General features: G+C 48.8%; 21 protein-coding genes. 9 read left to right on the plus strand and 12 right to left on the minus strand.

Annotation, left to right across the window (positions count from 1 at the left end):
- The first annotated feature begins 26 nt into the window (after positions 1 to 26).
- The 5 genes from R2103_RS08805 to R2103_RS08825 all read left to right on the plus strand — a co-directional run bounded on the left by R2103_RS08805 (position 27) and on the right by R2103_RS08825 (position 5,894).
- Positions 27 to 665 carry a thiol:disulfide interchange protein DsbA/DsbL gene (locus tag R2103_RS08805; RefSeq protein ID WP_317531082.1) on the plus strand — a complete coding sequence of 213 codons (639 nt, stop codon included), beginning with the start codon at positions 27 to 29 and terminating at the stop codon, positions 663 to 665.
- A 407-nt stretch (positions 666 to 1,072) separates the two neighbouring features.
- Positions 1,073 to 2,680, plus strand: a complete 1,608-nt coding sequence (locus R2103_RS08810; protein WP_317531083.1) for an HDOD domain-containing protein — start codon at positions 1,073 to 1,075, stop codon at positions 2,678 to 2,680.
- A gap of 30 nt (positions 2,681 to 2,710) precedes the next feature.
- Positions 2,711 to 3,328 (plus strand): guanylate kinase, encoded by a 618-nt coding sequence (gene gmk / locus R2103_RS08815; RefSeq protein WP_317531084.1) that lies wholly within the window; start codon positions 2,711 to 2,713, stop codon positions 3,326 to 3,328.
- 81 nt (positions 3,329 to 3,409) lie between these two features.
- Complete coding sequence (rpoZ, locus tag R2103_RS08820) at positions 3,410 to 3,616, plus strand: DNA-directed RNA polymerase subunit omega (RefSeq protein WP_132426255.1); 207 nt, start codon at positions 3,410 to 3,412, stop codon at positions 3,614 to 3,616.
- Between the two features lie 172 nt (positions 3,617 to 3,788).
- A complete protein-coding gene (locus R2103_RS08825; RefSeq protein ID WP_317531085.1) occupies positions 3,789 to 5,894 on the plus strand; it encodes a bifunctional (p)ppGpp synthetase/guanosine-3',5'-bis(diphosphate) 3'-pyrophosphohydrolase in 2,106 nt (701 codons plus the stop codon).
- A gap of 64 nt (positions 5,895 to 5,958) precedes the next feature.
- Here R2103_RS08825 and R2103_RS08830 read toward each other — a convergent pair whose 3' ends face one another.
- Positions 5,959 to 6,801: an inner membrane protein YpjD gene (locus R2103_RS08830; RefSeq protein WP_317531086.1), complete on the minus strand. Its 843-nt coding sequence runs from the start codon at positions 6,799 to 6,801 to the stop codon at positions 5,959 to 5,961.
- A gap of 140 nt (positions 6,802 to 6,941) precedes the next feature.
- Between R2103_RS08830 and ffh the strand changes: the two genes are divergently transcribed.
- Positions 6,942 to 8,291 carry a signal recognition particle protein gene (gene ffh, locus R2103_RS08835; protein WP_317531087.1) on the plus strand — a complete coding sequence of 450 codons (1,350 nt, stop codon included), beginning with the start codon at positions 6,942 to 6,944 and terminating at the stop codon, positions 8,289 to 8,291.
- Positions 8,292 to 8,295: 4 nt separating this feature from the next.
- On the opposite strand, the gene R2103_RS08840 is transcribed toward ffh, so the two are convergent.
- From R2103_RS08840 to coaBC, 3 genes are read right to left on the minus strand one after another with little or no spacing between them, the layout of a single operon-like run.
- Positions 8,296 to 8,736 carry a DUF192 domain-containing protein gene (locus R2103_RS08840; RefSeq protein WP_317531088.1) on the minus strand — a complete coding sequence of 147 codons (441 nt, stop codon included), beginning with the start codon at positions 8,734 to 8,736 and terminating at the stop codon, positions 8,296 to 8,298.
- Entirely contained in the window at positions 8,736 to 9,185 is a 450-nt protein-coding gene (gene dut, locus R2103_RS08845; RefSeq protein WP_317531089.1) for a dUTP diphosphatase, read from the minus strand. The genes R2103_RS08840 and dut overlap by 1 nt, the downstream gene beginning before the upstream one ends.
- Positions 9,182 to 10,402, minus strand: a complete 1,221-nt coding sequence (gene coaBC / locus R2103_RS08850; protein ID WP_317532076.1) for a bifunctional phosphopantothenoylcysteine decarboxylase/phosphopantothenate--cysteine ligase CoaBC — start codon at positions 10,400 to 10,402, stop codon at positions 9,182 to 9,184. The genes dut and coaBC overlap by 4 nt, the downstream gene beginning before the upstream one ends.
- Positions 10,403 to 10,611: 209 nt before the next feature.
- Here coaBC and radC point away from each other — a divergent pair, with 209 nt between their 5' ends.
- From radC to rpmG, 3 genes are read left to right on the plus strand one after another with little or no spacing between them, the layout of a single operon-like run.
- Entirely contained in the window at positions 10,612 to 11,286 is a 675-nt protein-coding gene (radC, locus tag R2103_RS08855) for a RadC family protein (RefSeq protein WP_317531090.1), read from the plus strand.
- A 58-nt stretch (positions 11,287 to 11,344) separates the two neighbouring features.
- A complete protein-coding gene (rpmB, locus tag R2103_RS08860; RefSeq protein WP_108698254.1) occupies positions 11,345 to 11,581 on the plus strand; it encodes a 50S ribosomal protein L28 in 237 nt (78 codons plus the stop codon).
- 34 nt (positions 11,582 to 11,615) lie between these two features.
- Positions 11,616 to 11,771 (plus strand): 50S ribosomal protein L33, encoded by a 156-nt coding sequence (gene rpmG, locus R2103_RS08865; RefSeq protein ID WP_013966630.1) that lies wholly within the window; start codon positions 11,616 to 11,618, stop codon positions 11,769 to 11,771.
- A gap of 70 nt (positions 11,772 to 11,841) precedes the next feature.
- On the opposite strand, the gene R2103_RS08870 is transcribed toward rpmG, so the two are convergent.
- The 8 genes from R2103_RS08870 to R2103_RS08905 form a co-directional block, all read right to left on the minus strand.
- Positions 11,842 to 13,032, minus strand: coding sequence for a fatty acid desaturase (locus tag R2103_RS08870; RefSeq protein ID WP_317531091.1), 1,191 nt, complete (start codon positions 13,030 to 13,032; stop codon positions 11,842 to 11,844).
- Between the two features lie 307 nt (positions 13,033 to 13,339).
- Positions 13,340 to 13,897: an rRNA large subunit pseudouridine synthase E gene (locus R2103_RS08875; protein ID WP_317531092.1), complete on the minus strand. Its 558-nt coding sequence runs from the start codon at positions 13,895 to 13,897 to the stop codon at positions 13,340 to 13,342.
- A 24-nt stretch (positions 13,898 to 13,921) separates the two neighbouring features.
- The gene (sixA, locus tag R2103_RS08880) at positions 13,922 to 14,374 is read right to left on the minus strand and encodes a phosphohistidine phosphatase SixA (protein WP_317531093.1); all 453 of its coding nucleotides are present in this window, start codon (positions 14,372 to 14,374) and stop codon (positions 13,922 to 13,924) included.
- Positions 14,375 to 14,590: 216 nt separating this feature from the next.
- Entirely contained in the window at positions 14,591 to 15,220 is a 630-nt protein-coding gene (locus R2103_RS08885) for a dienelactone hydrolase family protein (protein WP_317531094.1), read from the minus strand.
- A complete protein-coding gene (gene amrS, locus R2103_RS08890; protein ID WP_317531095.1) occupies positions 15,217 to 16,314 on the minus strand; it encodes an AmmeMemoRadiSam system radical SAM enzyme in 1,098 nt (365 codons plus the stop codon). The genes R2103_RS08885 and amrS overlap by 4 nt, the downstream gene beginning before the upstream one ends.
- Positions 16,307 to 16,891 carry an AmmeMemoRadiSam system protein A gene (amrA, locus tag R2103_RS08895; protein ID WP_317531096.1) on the minus strand — a complete coding sequence of 195 codons (585 nt, stop codon included), beginning with the start codon at positions 16,889 to 16,891 and terminating at the stop codon, positions 16,307 to 16,309. The genes amrS and amrA overlap by 8 nt, the downstream gene beginning before the upstream one ends.
- Before the next feature lie 24 nt (positions 16,892 to 16,915).
- The gene (gene amrB / locus R2103_RS08900; protein ID WP_317531097.1) at positions 16,916 to 17,698 is read right to left on the minus strand and encodes an AmmeMemoRadiSam system protein B; all 783 of its coding nucleotides are present in this window, start codon (positions 17,696 to 17,698) and stop codon (positions 16,916 to 16,918) included.
- Between the two features lie 230 nt (positions 17,699 to 17,928).
- Positions 17,929 to 19,167 (minus strand): lipase, encoded by a 1,239-nt coding sequence (locus tag R2103_RS08905; RefSeq protein WP_317531098.1) that lies wholly within the window; start codon positions 19,165 to 19,167, stop codon positions 17,929 to 17,931.
- Between the last annotated feature and the right edge of the window lie 27 nt (positions 19,168 to 19,194).

Consider the following 19,194-nt stretch of genomic DNA (forward strand, 5'->3'; position numbering starts at 1 on the left):
AAATACTTTATTTAAGGAGTAATAGCATGAATCGATATCAAGCCGTTGCAGTTTTCTTCTTAGTATTAAGTTTTGGTTTAATCAATCTGCCCGCGGCTTACGCCGACATCGTCGAAGGCAAGGACTATACCGTTCTGGCAAAGCCGCAGCCGACCGAAGACAACAGTAAAATCGAAGTTCTGGAATTCTTCTGGTATGGCTGCCCGCACTGCTACAGCCTGCACCCACACCTAAAAACCTGGCTTGAGAATATTCCCGCTGACGTCAATTTTCAATATGTGCCGGCAATTCTTCGCCCCACTTGGGTCCCGGCTGCAAAAATATTTTATGCCATCGAAGCGATGGGAATAGCCGGTACGCTGCACGATAAAGTGTACGATGCCATCCATCGCGACAAAATTGACCTGAATAACGAATCGGTCTTGTTCGATTGGATTGAAAAACAGGGCATTGACAGAAAGAAATTCGAAAATACCTACCAATCCTTCGCCGTGCAGAATCAAGTATCGAGATCGACACAAATGTCACGCCAGTATCAGCTCAATGGCGTTCCCACACTGATTATCAATGGCAAGTATCTTACCAGCGGAAGAATGGGAGGTTCACCGCAAGATACCATCAAAACCTTGGAAGCATTGCTTGAGAAAGTACGCAAGGAAAAATAGTGGCACGCCGGTTTTATTTTTCCGGGTTTAACTTTTCATCCCCTGAAACCGGACCGGCAACTTGTAAAACATACTCAACACCTCGCCGCTTGCGGCGGGGTGTTTTATTTCCCCTTCCCCAAACCGGCCACAATCCGCAGAATACCAATAAGATACTGTATAAGAATACATATCACCCAGAAGCTCGCTGCATATCATGGCAGAGTCTCAGCAAAATTATTTCAAGAAACATGGCACTCTCTTTAACCCTGTTATCAACTAACCTTTAATTGTGCCGCTAATAAAAAACATTATATATATTGGTATTAGACTTTGATTTTCAGCAGGAAAAAACTAAAACCGATAGCAAAATCTTTTTACGCCAATCCAATGGCAATTTTTCTTGAAAGAAATTTAAAATGGGACTTATGCAATTACCCTATACTTCGGAAGATCCATCCGGCTTCCCGGATGCTGCGACAGAAAAAAATACCCGCACCAAAACCATCAAAGAACGCCTGCTCGAAGCAGCCACTCACGATCCCGATCTTCCAGCACTGGGCAATTCCATTGCACGCATCATTCAGTTATCCTCATCCGACGATCAATCCATTCAGCAATTGGCCTATTTCGTGTTAGCGGATGTTTCATTAACACAAAAAATTCTGCGCTTATCCAACTCCGTCGCCTATAGAACCGGGGCGAACAAGGTCAACACCAATATCACCAAGGCCATATTTCTGCTGGGTTTTAACTCAGTCAAGACATGCGCGCTGGCCATGCTTTTGGTGGATGGCATGTCCGGCAAACGTGCGGAGCTGGTTCGCACCGAATTGGTACACGCACTGGCGGCCAGCATGATCAGCCGAGAACTCGTTAAAGCCAGCCATTTTATCGATGCGGAAGAGACAGCGATCACCGCTTTGTTCAAAAACCTTGCCCGTTTATTGCTTGCTGCCTATGATCATGACTTGTATCAGGAAATGATGGCGCTCATGGCGCAAGGCACCCACACGCCGGTACAGGCATCCATGCAGGTTTTGGGGTTCAATCTTGATACCCTGACAGAAACCATCCTGGAAAAATGGTGCATTCCCAGCACGATCATTCAAGGGCTAAGAAGTAGACCGTTCGGCAATCTCGGTGTTGCCCGAAGCAAACAGGAATGGATGCAACAAGTTGCTGAATTCAGTGAAAAGGTCGCGCCGCTGGTGGTAGAAACCGGCCACCCGGAAGATCCGGAACTGAGAAACAAACTGCTGACACGCTTCGGAAAAGCGCTTAACCTGGATAAATCCAAACTGGATCAGCTGATACTGGATGCGAAGATAGAAACACGCGCCTTGCTGATCAATGCAAACCTGCTCGATGCGGATCGAAGCAAAACAGTATGCACAGAAATAGCGCGTGTCGAATTCAATACGCCTGTCGACGAAGACTTATTGAGCGAATTGATCATCGGCCATGATGAAGCGGAGAATACGCAAATTATCCAACGTTATCCCAGCGGCAAGCCCTATAATGCATCGGCATTATTATTGACCGGTGTGCAGGATGTCAGTGAAATTATGGCGCCGGGCAATTATAAATTGGACAGTTTGATTATGCTGGTTCTGGAAACTTATTATAATAGCCTGGGCTTTCGTTTCATCACACTCTGCCTTAGGGATCTTAAAATGAATCAATATCGCGCCCGGAGTTCTCTCGGAGAAAACAACATGGACTACCAGAAAGCTTTTAGCTTTCCGATGACATTCTCCACCGATGTATTTCATTTGGCGCTGAAAAGAAATGCCGATCTATTGATTTCAGACGCCTGCACAGCCAAAATCCATACACTGATTCCACAATGGCATAGAGATCTATTTCCCGATGCACGCAGCTTCATGGTACTTCCACTGGTAGCAAACAATAAGCCCATCGGCTTATTCTATGCAAACCGTGAAGCGGAAGCACCGGAAGGAATCACCGCGGACGAAATCCGTCTGGTCAAGACATTAAAAGGTCAAGCATTGACAGCCCTTAATTCAAGATAAAATAATGACTGCATACATGACAGGCAAAAAATGACGCCATTGACAGGTTACTTGTTTATCATCAGCGCACCGTCCGGAGCCGGTAAAACCAGTTTGGTCAAATCGCTGCTGCGCTCGGACTTAAATCTCAGCCTATCGATTTCGCATACGACACGTCCGCCACGTACCGGAGAAGTCGATGGCTGTGATTACCATTTTGTAAATAAAGAGACATTCCAGCAAATGCTGCTAAATGGCGAATTTGTGGAAAGCGCCGAGGTTTATGGCAATCTTTACGGCACCTCGCAGCAATGGATCAATCAGGCGACTGCATCGGGACAGGACATTCTGCTAGAAATCGACTGCCAGGGTGCAAAACAAATACAACAAATTTTTCCTCAAGCTGTCAGTATTTTTATTCTTCCGCCTTCCGCAGATGCCCTGGCAGCGCGCTTAAAAACGCGTGCGCAGGATGATCCCGAGGTTATCCGGAAGAGATTGTCCGCGGCACGGGAAGAAGTCGGTCATATTGCAGAATTCGATTATATTATTATCAACAATCAGCTTGATGAAGCACTGAACGATCTGATTTGTATTATTAAAGCGGAACACTTAAAAAAAGAACGGCAAATAATAAAACATCGTGCGCTCATCACTGAATTGTCATAATTCATTTCCAGCCAGATAGTGGCATCATTTTTGTCTTTTTATTGTAAAATCCATCCATAATCCACAATAGGAACACATACGATGGCACGAATTACCGTTGACGATTGTTTAAAAAGAATACCTAACCGGTTTGACATGACTTTGGCCGCAACGACACGCGCCAGACAGCTGGCGATCGGGTCCGCTCCATTGGTGGAACCGGGGCGCGATAAACCGACTGTCATCGCGTTGCGCGAAATCTCGCAAGGCAAAATAGGGTTGGATATACTGAATCCCAGAAACATGTAATACAGTCTTAGCACTAAGACTGTCTTAAATTATCATCTCTTTACCGCGGGATGCAGTCAACAGCCAATGCCTCGATTGTGGGTACTCCTGTAACCGGTTGCCAATCCAAGTTAAAACTCGAATAATGAGTTGCACATGATTTGGCTGGCATATATGGGATTTATAAAACTCTATGCCAGAAACAGAACTACTATTCACAGAAACATCGCAATATCTCAAGCCGGAGGATATTACTCAACTTAGGAACGCTTATTCTTTTGGCCAAGGAGCGCATTCCGGTCAATTCCGAAAATCCGGCGAGCCCTACATCTCCCACCCGGTTGCGGTCGCGAGAATCCTGAGCAAGCTTCATCTTGATGCGCCCACGCTGACAGCCGCTTTATTGCACGATGTGGTCGAAGATACCAATATTTCCAAAGCTGAAATCAGCGAAAGATTTGGCGAACCCGTCGCAGAATTGGTCGACGGTGTTTCCAAACTGACCAAAATCGAATTCCAGACGCAAGAAGAAGCGCAAGCCGAGAATTTCCGCAAGATGCTGCTGGCCATGGCGCGCGATGTACGGGTCATACTCATCAAGCTGGCGGATCGATTGCATAATATGCAAACGCTCGACGTCATGCTGCCGGCAAAACAACGCCGCATTGCCCGCGAAACCCTGGAAATTTATGCTCCGATCGCGCATCGGCTGGGACTCAATAATATTTATCAGGAACTGCAAGAACTAGGTTTCCGCCACTCTTATCCATTGCGTTACCGTGTTCTGCAAAAAGCCACCAAGGCCGCGCGGGGCAACCGGCGTGAAGTCGTGAGTAAGATCCTCGATGCCATCAATCTGAAATTGAAAGAAGCAGGGCTGGATGCGGACGTGACCGGCCGGGAAAAGCATTTGTACAGTATTTACATGAAGATGGTGGAAAAACGCCTATCATTTTCCGAAGTGCTGGATATTTACGGCTTCCGTGTGATCGTGAAGGATGTTCCGTCCTGTTACGTGGCATTAGGGATGTTGCACAGCTTATACAAGCCCATCCCCGGTAAGTTCAAAGACTATATTGCCATCCCCAAAGCCAATGGCTATCAATCGCTGCACAGCACATTACTGGGCCCGTTCGGCATACCGATTGAAATTCAAATCCGCACCGCCAGTATGCACCGGATTGCTGAAAACGGCGTCGCATCCCATTGGCTCTATAAAAGCTCGGATGGCGATTTCAATGATCTGCGCTTAAAAACCAGTCAGTGGCTGCAAAGTCTGCTGGAAACGCTCAGCGATTCAACGGATTCCATGGAATTCCTGGAACATCTCAAAATTGATCTATTTCCGGGCGACGTTTTCGTTTTCACCCCGCAAGGAAAAATTCTTTCCCTGCCAAGAGGTTCGACTGCCGTCGATTTTGCTTATGCCGTGCATTCCGATGTGGGCAATTGTTGTGTCGCGGTAAAAATTAACAGTGAAAATGCGCCTTTGCGCACCAAACTGAAAAGCGGCGACCGGGTTGAAATCGTCACCGCCCCATACGCCAAACCCAATCCCGCCTGGCTCAGTTACGTCGCAACTGGCAGGGCGCGCTCGCACATTCGTCATTTTCTCAAAACCATTCAATACGATGAGTCGGTCAAATTAGGCGAACGCATGCTAAACCAAGCGCTGCTATCCTTTAACATGAATCCGGATACGATCACCGAAGCGCAGTGGGAAAAATTAGTACGCGACAGTGGCGTCAAATCCAAAGAAGAATTACTGGCCGACATGGCCTTGGGCAAACAACTCCCGGCCGTCGTGGCGAAACGTCTGGCTTCTCCCGCGGAATCTATCTCACCTGCACAGAAAGCAGGTCCAATTACGATATTGGGAACCGAGGGAATTACCGTTCAGTTCGCCAAATGTTGCCGTCCTATTCCTGGAGACGCCATTATCGGGGTGATCAAAAAGGATTCCGGATTGATCATCCATACGCATGATTGCGGTAATGTCACGAGCACTCAGAAGAATCCGGAGAATTATTTGGATGTCGCCTGGGGTAAAGACATCGCTCGAACCTTCGAGGCCGCCATCAAGGTCACGACGGCGAATAAACAAGGGGTACTGGCGCGGGTTGCAGCTGAAATTGCCAAAGCCGAATCGAATATTGACGATATCGCCATGGAAAGCGAAGACGACTTCATGCACATGCGCTTTATTCTGCAAGTCAACAACAGGCATCACCTCGCCCGGGTTATGCGCAGTTTGAGACACCTGCGGGAAGTTGCAAAAATCAGCCGCACGAAAGGTTAATATTGTTTACACAGCAGCAATAAACTACCCGCTTGAATTCACGATGCCACGCTCGTGAATCCTGCTAATAACGGCTCAGGATAATCTCCAGCACGAACTTGCTGCCAATATAGGCCAGTAATAAGGTGACAAATCCCGCCAGCGTCCAGCGAATTGCAATTCGCCCCCGCCAACCGTAAAATTGCCGCCCGGCAAGCAGAGCGGCGAACACGCCCCAGGAAATAAAACCGAACAATGTCTTGTGTGAAAAAGTCAGAGGCTGGCCAAACACTTCTTTTGAAAACACTACACCGCTTAAAAGCGTCAGCGTCAATAAAATAAAACCAACCCAAATAATGTGAAACAACAATTTTTCCATCGCCAGCAATGGCGGTAGGTTTGTCAGCACCGAGCGAGCGGCCGGATGATGCAATTGGCGCTCCACCACGGTCATCAGCAAAGCATGCAATGCTGCGATGGTCAGTAAGCTGTAAGCCATCATGGCGACCAGCAAATGCGCTTTAAATGCTGGCAATTCGGTATTCTCGAGTGTCCGCAGCGATGGGAAAAACAGTGGTAATAAAACCGCAACAGCAGAAGCTGCCGCAACAGGCGCAACCAGTGTTTGCAACCCTTGCAGCCGTTGAAAAAACCCCGAGAACCAGTAAATGAATGCAGTCAACCAGACAATTACTGAAATCGCATTGCTTAACCCGAAACTCAATCCCGCACCGGCAAACATCGACTGATAAAGTGTGATGGCGTGCAATGACAAAGGAATAAGCATGGCATAATGCATCCAAGTGGCCGATGCAGGTGCGCGATCATTTGCGGGCAATGAAGATTGTCCCCACGTAGTGCGCCAAAAATACCAACCGATCAGTATATAAAGCAAAAAAGCTGCGGGATAAGTTAAAATGCTGGTCATTGAGGGCATCAGTTTTAAAAGGCAGAAATAACTGTTAAGTCTACATGGCACGTTAACAAATTCAAAGCACTCGCGCGGAATTTGTTAACCCCGGACACGCCCATTGTTTTAAATTCATCTTATTTTATGAGGTCTACAGTATGTTTGACAACCTGACAAGCCGGCTCAGCGGCGTCATTAAAACAATACGCGGCGAAGCTAGGCTTACCGAAAGCAACATTCAGGATGCTTTGCGTGAAATTCGTCTGGCGCTGCTGGAAGCCGATGTCGCTTTACCGGTTGTCAAGGATTTCATTGCCCGCGTTAAAGAAAAGGCCGTCGGTCAAGAAGTATTGAATAGCCTTACTCCCGGGCAAGCCTTGGTTGGCGTGGTCTATCAGGAGTTGATGGCCATTATGGGTGGCGATAAAGCCGAGATTAACCTCTCAACCGTGCCGCCTGCCGTCATTCTCATGGCGGGATTGCAAGGCGCCGGTAAAACCACGAGCAGCGGAAAACTAGCCAAGTGGTTAATGGAACACAAGAAAAAGAAAGTGCTGTTAGTATCTTGTGACATCTATCGTCCAGCCGCGATTCACCAGCTGGAACTGCTGGCTCAACAAACTGGCGCCGACTTTTTCCCTGTCAAAGATGGGCAGAAACCCGGTGAAATCGGTGCAGCCGCATTGGATTTTGCACGCAGGCATCACTATGAAGTCATGATCGTCGATACGGCCGGCCGGTTAGGTATCGACGAAGCAATGATGCAGGAAATCAGTGAGCTGGAAGTATTGCTGAAACCGATCGAAACCCTATTCGTCGTGGATGCGATGCAGGGGCAGGATGCCGTCAATACCGCCAAGGCATTTTCCGATGCGTTGCCGCTGACAGGCGTCATTCTCACCAAGCTCGATGGCGATGCACGTGGCGGTGCGGCCTTATCGGTCAAGCACATCACGGGTAAACCGATTAAATTCGCCGGTGTCGCGGAAAAATTAACCGGACTCGAAATCTTCCATCCGGACCGGATGGCATCGCGTATTCTGGGCATGGGTGACGTGCTGGGACTGATTGAAGAAGCACAGCGCAATGCCGATCAGGAAGAAGCTGAAAAACTGATGAAAAAAATGAAATCAGGCAAGTCATTTGACTTGAATGATTTCAAAGCGCAATTTCAGCAAATGCACAAGATGGGCGGCATGAGCGCGCTGATGGACAAACTGCCGGCGCAATTCAGCCAGGCCGCGCAAAACGTTAAAGTGGATGACAAAATCATTCACCGCACAGTGGGCATTATCAATTCCATGACTCAGCAGGAACGCAAAAAACCGGAAATTCTCAAAGCTTCTCGCAAACGCCGCATCGCAGCGGGGGCTGGAGTTACCGTGCAGGAAGTCAACCGCCTGCTGGCGCAATTCGAGCAAGCCCAGAAAATGATGAAGATGATGAATAAGGGCGGGATCTCTAAAATGATGCGCGGACTCAAAGGTATGATGCCGCGCATGCATTAACTCATCAATCGGCGGCAGGTGCCCGCTCCAACCCTGTGACTTGGGCGCCTGCCGTTATCTTTCTTGCCGCAAACCATCCCTTGTTCATTTCCAGCGCATATTTCGCCATTCCCGCTGCATCGTGCGACGTCAACGTCTCCGGCTGCATCTCGGCAATATTCAGAATGACGCCGCGCACATCGATAAAAGCAACGCTCAGCGGAATATAGGTGTTTTTCATCCACATGCTGTAATAGCCGCTGCCCGGAAAAACAAACAGCATGCCGGTATTCTCTTCCAGCGATTCGCGGTACATCAACCCTTGCGAGCGCGATAGCTGGGTATGCGCCACTTCCGCGGCAATTTCATAGCCGGATATTGTCAATGGAATAACGTTGACTTCAGAGCAATAAGCACTGACAGGCAGCAATCCCAACACAACCAGTTGTATTGCAAACCAGCGCATCAATGCTTGCCGGTGCTGCCGAACCCATCCTCGCCACGGTGGCTTTGATCAAAACTGTCCACCCGGTTGAATTCAACCTGAATCACGGGAACGATCACAAGCTGCGCGATGCGTTCCAGCGGATTCAGCTGGAATGACATCTGCCCCCGGTTCCAGCACGAGACCAGAATCTGTCCTTGATAATCCGAATCAATCAGTCCGACCAGATTTCCCAAAACAATACCATGTTTATGACCGAGTCCTGAGCGCGGCAATACCAATGCCGCCAACCCAGTATCGGCCAGATGAATCGCAATGCCGGTTGGAATCAAGCTGGTTTCCCCCGGATTGATCGTCATCGGCTGTTCAATACAGGCGCGCAAATCCAATCCGGCTGAACCTGGCGTGGCATAGGCTGGAAGCTGTTCGTGCAAACGCGCATCCAGAATTTTAATGTCGATTTTTTTCATTCTTTTTTATTCAGTGGGTTGTACAGCAGGTGGATATGTTTGATCAAACGCCGCGCTTGCTCTATTTTAGATGCTTTGGGAAGAACGTGCTTGCCGGCGTCATCCAGTAAAATCAATTCGCTTTCATCGGAACCGATCGCATCCTGCGCCAAATTGGCGACCACTAGCGGCACATTCTTTTTGCGCCGCTTTATTGCCGCGTTTTCTTCAAGATTCTCCGTTTCCGCTGCAAAACCGACACAGAAAGGCGGTTTTGGCAAGTTTGCCACCGTTTCCAGTATATCCACGGTAGGAACCAGCTCCAGCAGCAGCTTGCCAGCAGATTTCTTTATCTTTTGCTGGCTGAGCTGTGCTGCACGGTAATCCGCAACGGCAGCCACACTGATAAAGATATCGGCTTGCGCTATTTCCGCTTGCACTGCACGCAGCATGTCCTCGGCGCCAATCACTGCGATGAATTTGCTGACAACGGCAGGCGGCGCCAAACAAACCGGTCCGGAAATAAGCGTAACGGTTGCACCGGCCTCGGCCGCCGCTTGTGCAATGGCGTAGCCCATCTTTCCGGAACTGCGGTTGGATATGCCTCGCACCGCATCGATCGCTTCAAATGTAGGACCTGCGGTCAGTAAAACTTTTTTGCCCTGCAACAACGGAGCAGTTTGAAGAATCATTTGCACGGCTTCGGCCAGTTCATCGGCTTCCAGCATGCGCCCCATTCCTATTTCACCGCAGGCTTGCTCACCACTGGCTGGACCAACTATTGTTATGCCATCTTGCCGCAGCAAGGATAAATTGCGCTGAGTCGCCGGATTCTCCCACATTTGCCGGTTCATTGCGGGCGCTATCATCAACGGACAATCTCGCGCCAGACAAAGTGTCGTCAGCAAATCATCCGCCATACCATGGGCCAGTTTGGCGATAAAATCCGCACTGGCTGGTGCTGTCAAAATCATATCCGCATCGCGAGACAGGTTGATATGCGCCATGTTATGCAGGGCATTGGCATCCCATAGATCGGTATGGACAGGATTGCCGGTTAAAGACTGGAAAGTGACGGGGCCGACAAAACGGCAAGCGGCTTGCGTCATCACCGTTTGCACATCAATTCCCCCCTGCGTCAGCAGACGGGCCAGTTCCGCTGCTTTGTAAGCGGCCACACCGCCGGTTACACCCAGTATCAAACGTTTTTTCGATGCAGAAGACGCGGATGCGGCCATCATAAGCAAAATTCCAAAATAAACTCAATCCGATCAATATACTAAAATCAAGAAATAATAGGCAACCCGGTACATGACTTATCTATTCTACTCAATACGGCTGTATCCGGTGCCGCTATCAGTTACCACTGAAGCTGTTCCGGGTCAGGTCGCAAGCGATCTGTGAATACCGGCGGCGGTTCTTATTTTACATGACTCAGCAATTCACTATGGCGATTACAAATTGGCCGGTATCCGAACGGCCACGCGAGAAATTATTACAAAAAGGCGCTACTGCTCTTTCAGATACCGAGCTACTGGCGATTTTCCTGCGCACCGGAATTACAGGTAAAAGCGCCGTGGATCTCGCACGGGAATTACTTTCACATTTTGGCAGCTTAACCAATGTATTCGCTGCCAGTCAAACCAGTTTCTGCCAAATACCGGGAATGGGTATTGCAAAATACGCACAGCTGCAAGCCGTATTAGAAATGGCCCGGCGCTCACTTGGCGAGGAGTTAAAAAGCGGCAATGCAATGAGTTCTCCCGGATTAGTCCGGGATTTCCTGCGCTTAAGTCTAGCAAACAAACAGCACGAAGTATTTCTCGGCATTTTTCTCGACGCCAAGAACCATACGATCGCCAGTGAAGAATTGTTCAGTGGCACACTGACGCAAGCCAGCGTTTACCCGCGCGAAGTGGTCAAGCGCGCTTTATATCATAACGCCGCCGCAATAATCTTCGCACACAATCATCCATCCGGAGTTGCTGAGCCCAGTCATGCAGACAAAGTATTAACTCAATCCTTAAAACAGGCGTTGGCCATGATCGATGTTAAAGTATTGGATCACTTCATCGTAGGCAATGGCACTGCTTTCTCATTTGCAGAGAATGATTTAATTTGAGTTAACCACGCGAATCAGGATATAATCCTCGTTTTTAAGAATTCTGGAGTGCGCTAACATGGCACGAGTATGTGAAATAACTGGCAAAAAGCCAATGTCAGGTCATAATGTTTCTCACGCAAACAATAAAACCAAAAGGCGTTTTCTGCCCAATTTGCAACGCCGCAGATTTTGGGTTGAAAGTGAAAGCCGCTGGATTAGTTTACGATTAACTAATGCTGCATTGCGTACTATCGACAAGAATGGTATTGATGCAGTATTGGCAAAATTACGTGCTGAAGGTAAAGGCATTTAAGAAACTCACCCAAGGTTAGTTAAGGAGTTACATTATGCGTGAAAAAATAAAACTGGAATCCTCCGCAGGTACGGGACATTTTTATACAACGACCAAGAACAAACGTGCAAAACCTGAAAAATTGGAGTTGATGAAATTTGACCCTGTTGCAAGGAAACACGTTAAATATAAAGAAACAAAGCTCAAATAGCATCAGTAACAACGAGCACAATAAAAAACCCGCCGAAGCGGGTTTTTTATTGTGCAACTTTTATTACTTACTATGCATAACACCGTAAGCGCTGGGAAAAAGTTCTTAGCACTTCGATACCGCTCTCTTCCGCGCGCCGACACCAATCTTCCAACTCTTTAACCAATTCTTCGGTTGATGCGGTAGAGCGTTGCCAGATTTTGGCCAGTTCTTCACGCATGGTATACACTTTATCCAGTGTTTTTGCATTACTAAGCACTTGGCTCAATTTCTCGCGCTCGTGCTCTTGCAATGTTTTGGAATCGGCAAGAATCCAATGTTTCAAGGTATTGTTATCCACACCGTATTGCGCAGCCGCTTCTTTCAAATGAATCATTTCATTTGCAAAAGTTACTTTGAGCGATTTCGTATATTTGGCGAGAACCTCATAACGATGAGATATCACAGCTTGCAATGTATCCGAATCGCATTGGGTTTTTGCTTTATCAATACGCAGTTTTGGAGCAATTTTTTTAACTTTTGCAAGTCCGAGTATTTCCAAAGTCCGGATATACAACCAACCAATATCGAACTCATACCATTTGTTGGATAATCGTGCAGAGGTTGCATAAGCGTGATGATTGTTATGCAATTCTTCACCGCCAATTAAAATACCCCAAGGAACGATGTTGGTGCTGGCGTCTTCCGCGCGGAAATTGCGATAACCCCAATAATGACCGACACCATTGATAATACCAGCGGCAAAAATAGGCGCCCAAATCATCTGCACCGCCCATATCGTAATACCAATAGGACCGAACAGAATCACATTAATAATCAACATCAGTGCCACACCTTTCGCACTATGCTTGGTATACACATTACGTTCCAGCCAATCATCCGGTGTACCGTAGCCATATCTTTTCAAGGTTTCTTCATTCTTTGCCTCTGCTCTGTACAGTTCCGAGCCTTCGGCTAAAACTTTCTTGATACCATAAATGACCGGACTGTGCGGATCATCCTTACTTTCGCATTTCGCATGATGCTTACGATGAACCGCCGTCCATTGCTTGGTAACCATCCCCGTCGTCAACCACAACCAGAAGCGAAAAAAATGACTCGGTATCGGATGCAGCTCCAGCGCTCTATGGGCTGAATGACGATGCAGATAGATCGTGATAGATGCAATTGTGATATGCGTCAAAACTAGAGTGACGACCACATATCCCCACCACGGCATATCAAATACACCTGAAATCAATGTCAGAAAATCAAAAATCATATAAATTACCATCCTTTTAGGGGCTTACTAAAGCGCAAGCCGATATATAAAAACAAACCACCTGCCTACTTCAATTGCCTGCTTGGCATTACCAACGGCAATTGCATCTTTCTTTACTCTCTATGAAATACTAAATTTTTATTACACTCTCATACAAAATTCTATACTACACCGGATAGAAATGAAATATTAATCTGAATTCATTATCTGCTTTAAATTTACGGTTTTAGCAAAACTAAGCCACACGCTGTTTCTTCACTTCTCATTAAAAATTTTTCCCTATTCACCGGAAAAAATTCAACAGTTGTCATTTATTCCATTGGATATTTTTCACTAAGCGCCATTCACCTGGCGCCAAACCTTGCAAAGTATATGTGCCGATGGCATAACGGATCAATCGCAATGTAGGAAATGCTACCGCCGCTGTCATCCGCCTTACTTGGCGATTCTTACCTTCACTCAGAATCAAAGATATCCAAGTGGTAGCAATATTTTTACGGTATCGGATAGGCGGCACCCGCTGCCAGAGGTGATTGGGCTCATCCATCAGAGAAGCTTGCGCAGGCCGGGTTTTGTAATCTTTCAGAGTGACGCCCTGGCGCAACTGATTTAATACCATTTCATCCGGTTTGCCGTCAACTTGAACCCAATAGGTTTTGGGCAATTTAAACTTCGGATCGCTGATTTGCTGCTGCAACTTACCATTATCCGTCAACAACACTAAGCCTTCGCTATCCGCGTCCAATCGGCCAGCCGGATAAAAATCCGGTAACGGAATGAAATCTTTCAACGATTGATGCCCGCTTTCCGGTGTAAATTGGCAAATCACGCCATAGGGTTTATTAAATAGAATTAATCGAGACATAACACCCGAATTGAACTGGATAGCTCATAACATTTCAGGATAGATCACCGCATGCAGTACTGGTTCATTTAAATTTTCCTTTTCTTCGCACCGGATCCACCACACCGAACCTTTTTTAACGCGCAATCCAGGAGGAACAGACGGAATCAGGTAATTGGCAATCTCACCCAAGGTAGGCTGATGTCCGACTATCACTACCGTACCTTCCGCATCAGGCCAGTTAGCCGCAGCAAGCACGGCACGCGCACTGGCACCAGGCCCTATCGCTGCATCCGTGACAAAATCGAGCTGCAATGCCATCGCCGTCTGCTGCGTCCGGCGGGCCGGGCTGACGATTATCCGCGCTTTTTCCGGCAATTTTGGCTTAAGCCAATCTGCCATGCGTCTTGCCTGATCCAATCCTTTTCCGGTCAATTGACGCGCCATATCGGGAAAACCCTCTTCCGCTTCGGCATGACGCCACAGAATCAATTCCATCGCTACTTCCTTAAGATCCTAAAATTAGGGCGGTTTAAAACGTAATGTGTAAGAATTGCACAGCAAAGATTAGCATGCTGGCGATAAAGCGGCATTCAATTTCTTATGACGTGACCAGCACCGTAATTCATCCAGTTAAAACCGGTATCTTTTACTAATTTGCTACTGTCAGATTCAGAACCGTCAAAACGGAAGATTTGACTATAATTTCATTGACTATCGCAAGTAGTTCAAGAACCAATCGGCGGCAAACTGTGCAGCCTGTTCCAAAGCGCCCGGTTCTTCAAATAAGTGTGTCGCCCCAGGTACCAGCACGAGCTTTTTCACGCATGTCATCAGCGCATAAGCCTGCTCGTTTAACTCGATCACACCATGATCCGCGTCGCCTACGACTAGCAGCGTCGGCGCAGTCACCTGATTTAACGCAACTGCTCCCGCCAAATCGGGACGTCCGCCACGCGACACCACGGCAGCAACGGCATCCTGCATTTTGGCAGCTGCTTGCAAAGCTGCGGCTGCGCCGGTACTGGCGCCGAAATAGCCGATCTTCAATGATTTTGTTACGGGACTCTTCTGCAACCAATCAGTGGCAGCAAGCAAGCGTTGCGTCAGCAGATCGATATCGAAACGCTGGGCATAATCCTGATCTTCCGAGCGCGTTAGCAAGTCAAACAGCAATGTACCGATACCGTGCTGCTGCAACACGTTGGCAATATAAGTGTTGCGCGGACTAAAACGGCTGCTGCCGCTACCATGCGCAAATAGCACAACGCCCGATGCTTCGGGCGGCAATACCAGCTCGCCGCTCAGCTCAACTGACCCAGCCGGAATTTTTACCGCTGTCATGCCAGCGCTCCGATTCTGACCGGAATGCGCTGCCTGCCGAATTGACCGGTGAATTGTTCAAAACGGCCCGCAATGGCGGCATTGCAGTTTTTACAGCGGCCCTCCGCAGTCAAATAATACTGTTTGATCTCATACCAATCACGCACAATCACGGCACTACCGCAACCAGGACAATAGGTCGTATCGCCTTCGATATGGTGCACATTACCGGTATACACATAATGCAGCCCAGCATCCAGCGCGATCTGGCGCGCCCGGATCAATGTTTCCGGTGGCGTGGGCGGTATATCGTTGAGTTTGTAATCCGGATGAAAGGCGCTGAAGTGCAGCGGCACGTCAGGCCCCAGTTCTTTCATGATCCAATGGCTCATAGCGGTGATTTCCTCGCTGGAATCGTTCAGCCCTGGAATTAATAGGGTAGTCAACTCGAGCCATACACCGGTTTCGTGCTTCAAGTAGCACAATGTATCCAGCACGGGTTTCAAATGCGACCCGGTTTGCTTGACGTAAAACGCCTCGGCAAACGCTTTTAAGTCCACATTGGCGGCATCCATTTTGGCGAAAAAATCGCGCCTCGGCTGGGCATGAATATAACCCGCCGTCACGGCAACCGTTTTGATACCTATGGCATGACAAGCATCCGCCACGTCCATTGCATACTCGGCGAAAATCACCGGATCGTTGTATGTGAACGCCACACTCATACAGTGATATTGCTCCGCACAACGTGCAATCGCTTCCGGGCTGGCTTGATCGAGCAATTTGTCAAAGCTGCGTGATTTGGAAATATCCCAGTTCTGGCAAAATTTACAGGCGAGGTTGCAGCCCGCCGTACCAAACGACAACACGCTGTTGCCGGGATAAAACTGATTGAGTGGCTTTTTCTCAATCGGATCGACACAAAAACCGGACGAGCGCCCGTACGTTGTCAACACCATTGCATCGCCCGTGCGCCCGCGCACAAAGCAGGCGCCGCGCTGTCCTTCGTGCAATTTGCAATCGCGCGGACACAAGTCGCATTGAATCCGCCCATCCTCCAACAAATGCCAGTATTTTGCCGGAAACTGCTCGGTGCTACTAATGGGCTCATCCATGCGCAACCTCCCGGGCATAATCCGTTTCACGCCATTTGCTGACGGTATAGCGCGACAGTTTGATATCGGCTGCCCAGAAATCTTCCGGCAAGCGGGCTTTTGATTTCAGTTTGGCAAGAAACTGCTCCGGTTGCGGCAAACTTTCCCATACCTGCGGCAGAAATGTGCTGCGATAAGGCCCGCATTCAAACACAACACCGTCAATATCGGGACGCAACTGCGCGAGCGCATCGGCTTCACTGCGAAAGCTGAGCGCTTGCAGCTCGGAAAGCAATGATACTTCCACACTCACCTTGTCCAATTCGTCCGCTGCCAAAGGCATAAAGCGCGGATCGTGCAATGCAGCCGATATGGCATTGTTACTCACATCATCAATCAACGGATCGCACGCTTGCAACGAACCGATGCAACCACGCAACTCGCCCCGCTGCGTCAGCGTAACGAACGTCGCACCCGGTTGCGAAAGCCAGGTCATATTACCGTCCAGCCTCGCAGGTGTGCAAGGCACTCGTAAAGCATCCGCGATGGCTGCTCGTGCGATGTGCAGCAATACTCTGCCTTGCTCATTTCTTTCCATCGAATTCACCATCGCCCGCCTCACTCAATTAAATGCAATCGCTGCATAACCCACTACCCGGTCGCGCGATCCCGCGGTATCCCCGGAATTCCGCACATCCAGCACGTGTGGTGTCAGATGATGATGCTGCGCTGCGATGATCAATCCGCTGATAGATACACTGCCGCATGCATGATCGTGCGCAATCGGTTGCCGCAACTGTAATATGGCTTGAACGGTCTCATTGTCCATACGTTGCGCGGCCGCATACGGCAAATAATGCGACAGATCGGAACTGATCACAATCAGGGTTTCTTCGCCACCCCACAGTTGCTCCAGTACTTCGGCTACGTCTTCCGCCGATGTCCAGCCAACCGCCAGCGGCAGCAAAGTAAAATCATCCAGCACATTTTGCAAAAAGGGCAGCTGCACTTCCAATGAATGCTCCAACGCGTGCGCTTCGCTGCTGACCGTCACCTGCGGCAAATGCGCAATCGCACCGGCCAAGCCCGCATCCAGCTTCACGCTGCCAAGTGGCGTGTCAAAAACATCCACCCCCGGTAACGCCAAACCATGCACCGCCACACGATGTGCCGGGCCCAGCAGCACCACACGCCGGATCGTAGCAGCAGCGGCCCGCAGACTGGCATACGCCGAAGCGGCAACCGCGCCCGAGTAAAGATACCCTGCATGCGGAACAATCAGCGCTTTGGGTTTGAAATCATTGAATTTTGCTTCCGCCAGCAGATCGTTTACATCCTGCGCAAGCTGCCGTGCATCGGCGGAATAAAACAATCCTGCGACCGCAGGTGAACGACTCGTTGTCATGGCGCCTCTTCTCCAGTTGTAGCGTGAACATAAGCTTAAGACACACAATCCAGTAGAAGATTGCAAATGAGCACCGTCAGTACACAAGCACTCCCCACGAATGCCACGACACGTGGCTCTGGAGAATGCCGGAGGTTTAATTTGCAGTGAGGTTGCGGGAGAACAAGCGGTAAAGCAAGCAACCCGTCATCCATATCGAATAACAGGTCTTTATTTGTGCGAATTCCGGCTTACCAGCCATCCCGGTAGATGTTCAGAAGGTTGATTGCGTTATTGGTCAAACGGCTGATGCTATGCCGGTCAAAGCGTAAATCTTCCAGATCCACTCTCCGGGTCGAGAGTATTTCTTTCAGATCGAAATTAAATTGAATCAGCGATGTAACATGATGAGAATCCAAATATATTTTTCCGGTTTTATCGGTATTGGAAACCGGATCGTGCACATCGGCAATGACGAAAATCAGATCTTCTAGCGCTTCCGCAGACAGCGTAATCCGGTAAGTATCAAAGAAATGATCAGGAACAGGCGAAGAATTAAATGCAAATGTCTCCAGTCCCAGCGTAGCGCCGACAGCCTGCGCCAATCCGCCGCCTAACGAGTGTCCCGCGACGGTAATTTTAGCGCCGGGATAGCGGATGATGACACTCTGAGCGAATCGGAACGCATCCTTGAATTGATCGCTCACTACGCCAGCTCCAATCGCCGCATCAGCAATGGCGTCACTAGCGGTATCTTCCAGCTCCTTAAATGAGCAAGGAAAATCGCAAGTTTCCGTGCCACGGAACACCAGCGCCAATTCATTGGTTTCACGATTTCTAAACACACCGCCATCCATCCCGGAGCTTTTTCCATTGGACTCAATCAAATCCCAAGAACCCACCGTGACATTATCATAATCGTAAATCGCATCGGCCAGTTGCGCATACGGAATCGACCGCGCCAGCAAATCAACCGCCCGCCGCTCATTGGGCAGCAACATGCCATAGGGCTTCCAAGTGGTATTCGGCACATAGTTGGGATTGACATACAGCGCAACCGTGGCCAGCTCAAACACTGACACGGCATCATCCGTATCCGCATCGCTATCCGTCACCCAATTCAAGCTGACGTTATAGCGTTCCGTGCCGTTCGGCTTGGGTACATCGACTTTAGGCAGAGTCAACTGACCATTTAGAAACGAGAAAGCCGGGCTGTCCGGCCCGGAAGCATCATCCAATTCCGTGCCCAACAATACAAACCGGTTCGGATTATCCGCACCCAGCCATTGCAACGCGGCTTTGTACAATTGCTCGCCGGAATCATCTTTTACAATCACTTTCTGCAGACAGACGAGTCCGTTCGACTCAAAAAAAGTGACCGGTGCGGTCAAAGGCGCACAATCATCCGGTAGCGCCCGCGCCATCGACGCAACCAATATCAGAGCGGAAAAACTGATGAATCTGAATGAAAATAAACGCCAATCTTTCATGAATTGCTCTCTTGTCTGGTTTAATCG

The organism is Nitrosomonas sp. Is24 (assembly GCF_033063335.1).
Lineage (GTDB): Bacteria > Pseudomonadota > Gammaproteobacteria > Burkholderiales > Nitrosomonadaceae > Nitrosomonas.

Excerpts from the sequence above, each read along its gene's own strand:
- R2103_RS08805 (WP_317531082.1), top strand. The coding sequence starts at position 27 with ATGAATCGATATCAAGCCGTTGCAGTTTTCTTCTTAGTATTAAGTTTT.
- R2103_RS08810 (WP_317531083.1), top strand. The coding sequence starts at position 1,073 with ATGCAATTACCCTATACTTCGGAAGATCCATCCGGCTTCCCGGATGCT.
- gmk (WP_317531084.1), top strand. The coding sequence starts at position 2,711 with ATGACGCCATTGACAGGTTACTTGTTTATCATCAGCGCACCGTCCGGA.
- rpoZ (WP_132426255.1), top strand. The coding sequence starts at position 3,410 with ATGGCACGAATTACCGTTGACGATTGTTTAAAAAGAATACCTAACCGG.
- R2103_RS08825 (WP_317531085.1), top strand. The coding sequence starts at position 3,789 with ATGCCAGAAACAGAACTACTATTCACAGAAACATCGCAATATCTCAAG.
- R2103_RS08830 (WP_317531086.1), bottom strand. The coding sequence starts at position 6,801 with ATGACCAGCATTTTAACTTATCCCGCAGCTTTTTTGCTTTATATACTG.
- ffh (WP_317531087.1), top strand. The coding sequence starts at position 6,942 with ATGTTTGACAACCTGACAAGCCGGCTCAGCGGCGTCATTAAAACAATA.
- R2103_RS08840 (WP_317531088.1), bottom strand. The coding sequence starts at position 8,736 with ATGCGCTGGTTTGCAATACAACTGGTTGTGTTGGGATTGCTGCCTGTC.
- dut (WP_317531089.1), bottom strand. The coding sequence starts at position 9,185 with ATGAAAAAAATCGACATTAAAATTCTGGATGCGCGTTTGCACGAACAG.
- coaBC (WP_317532076.1), bottom strand. The coding sequence starts at position 10,402 with ATGGCCGCATCCGCGTCTTCTGCATCGAAAAAACGTTTGATACTGGGT.
- radC (WP_317531090.1), top strand. The coding sequence starts at position 10,612 with ATGGCGATTACAAATTGGCCGGTATCCGAACGGCCACGCGAGAAATTA.
- rpmB (WP_108698254.1), top strand. The coding sequence starts at position 11,345 with ATGGCACGAGTATGTGAAATAACTGGCAAAAAGCCAATGTCAGGTCAT.
- rpmG (WP_013966630.1), top strand. The coding sequence starts at position 11,616 with ATGCGTGAAAAAATAAAACTGGAATCCTCCGCAGGTACGGGACATTTT.
- R2103_RS08870 (WP_317531091.1), bottom strand. The coding sequence starts at position 13,032 with ATGATTTTTGATTTTCTGACATTGATTTCAGGTGTATTTGATATGCCG.
- R2103_RS08875 (WP_317531092.1), bottom strand. The coding sequence starts at position 13,897 with ATGTCTCGATTAATTCTATTTAATAAACCCTATGGCGTGATTTGCCAA.
- sixA (WP_317531093.1), bottom strand. The coding sequence starts at position 14,374 with ATGGAATTGATTCTGTGGCGTCATGCCGAAGCGGAAGAGGGTTTTCCC.
- R2103_RS08885 (WP_317531094.1), bottom strand. The coding sequence starts at position 15,220 with ATGACAGCGGTAAAAATTCCGGCTGGGTCAGTTGAGCTGAGCGGCGAG.
- amrS (WP_317531095.1), bottom strand. The coding sequence starts at position 16,314 with ATGGATGAGCCCATTAGTAGCACCGAGCAGTTTCCGGCAAAATACTGG.
- amrA (WP_317531096.1), bottom strand. The coding sequence starts at position 16,891 with ATGGAAAGAAATGAGCAAGGCAGAGTATTGCTGCACATCGCACGAGCA.
- amrB (WP_317531097.1), bottom strand. The coding sequence starts at position 17,698 with ATGACAACGAGTCGTTCACCTGCGGTCGCAGGATTGTTTTATTCCGCC.
- R2103_RS08905 (WP_317531098.1), bottom strand. The coding sequence starts at position 19,167 with ATGAAAGATTGGCGTTTATTTTCATTCAGATTCATCAGTTTTTCCGCT.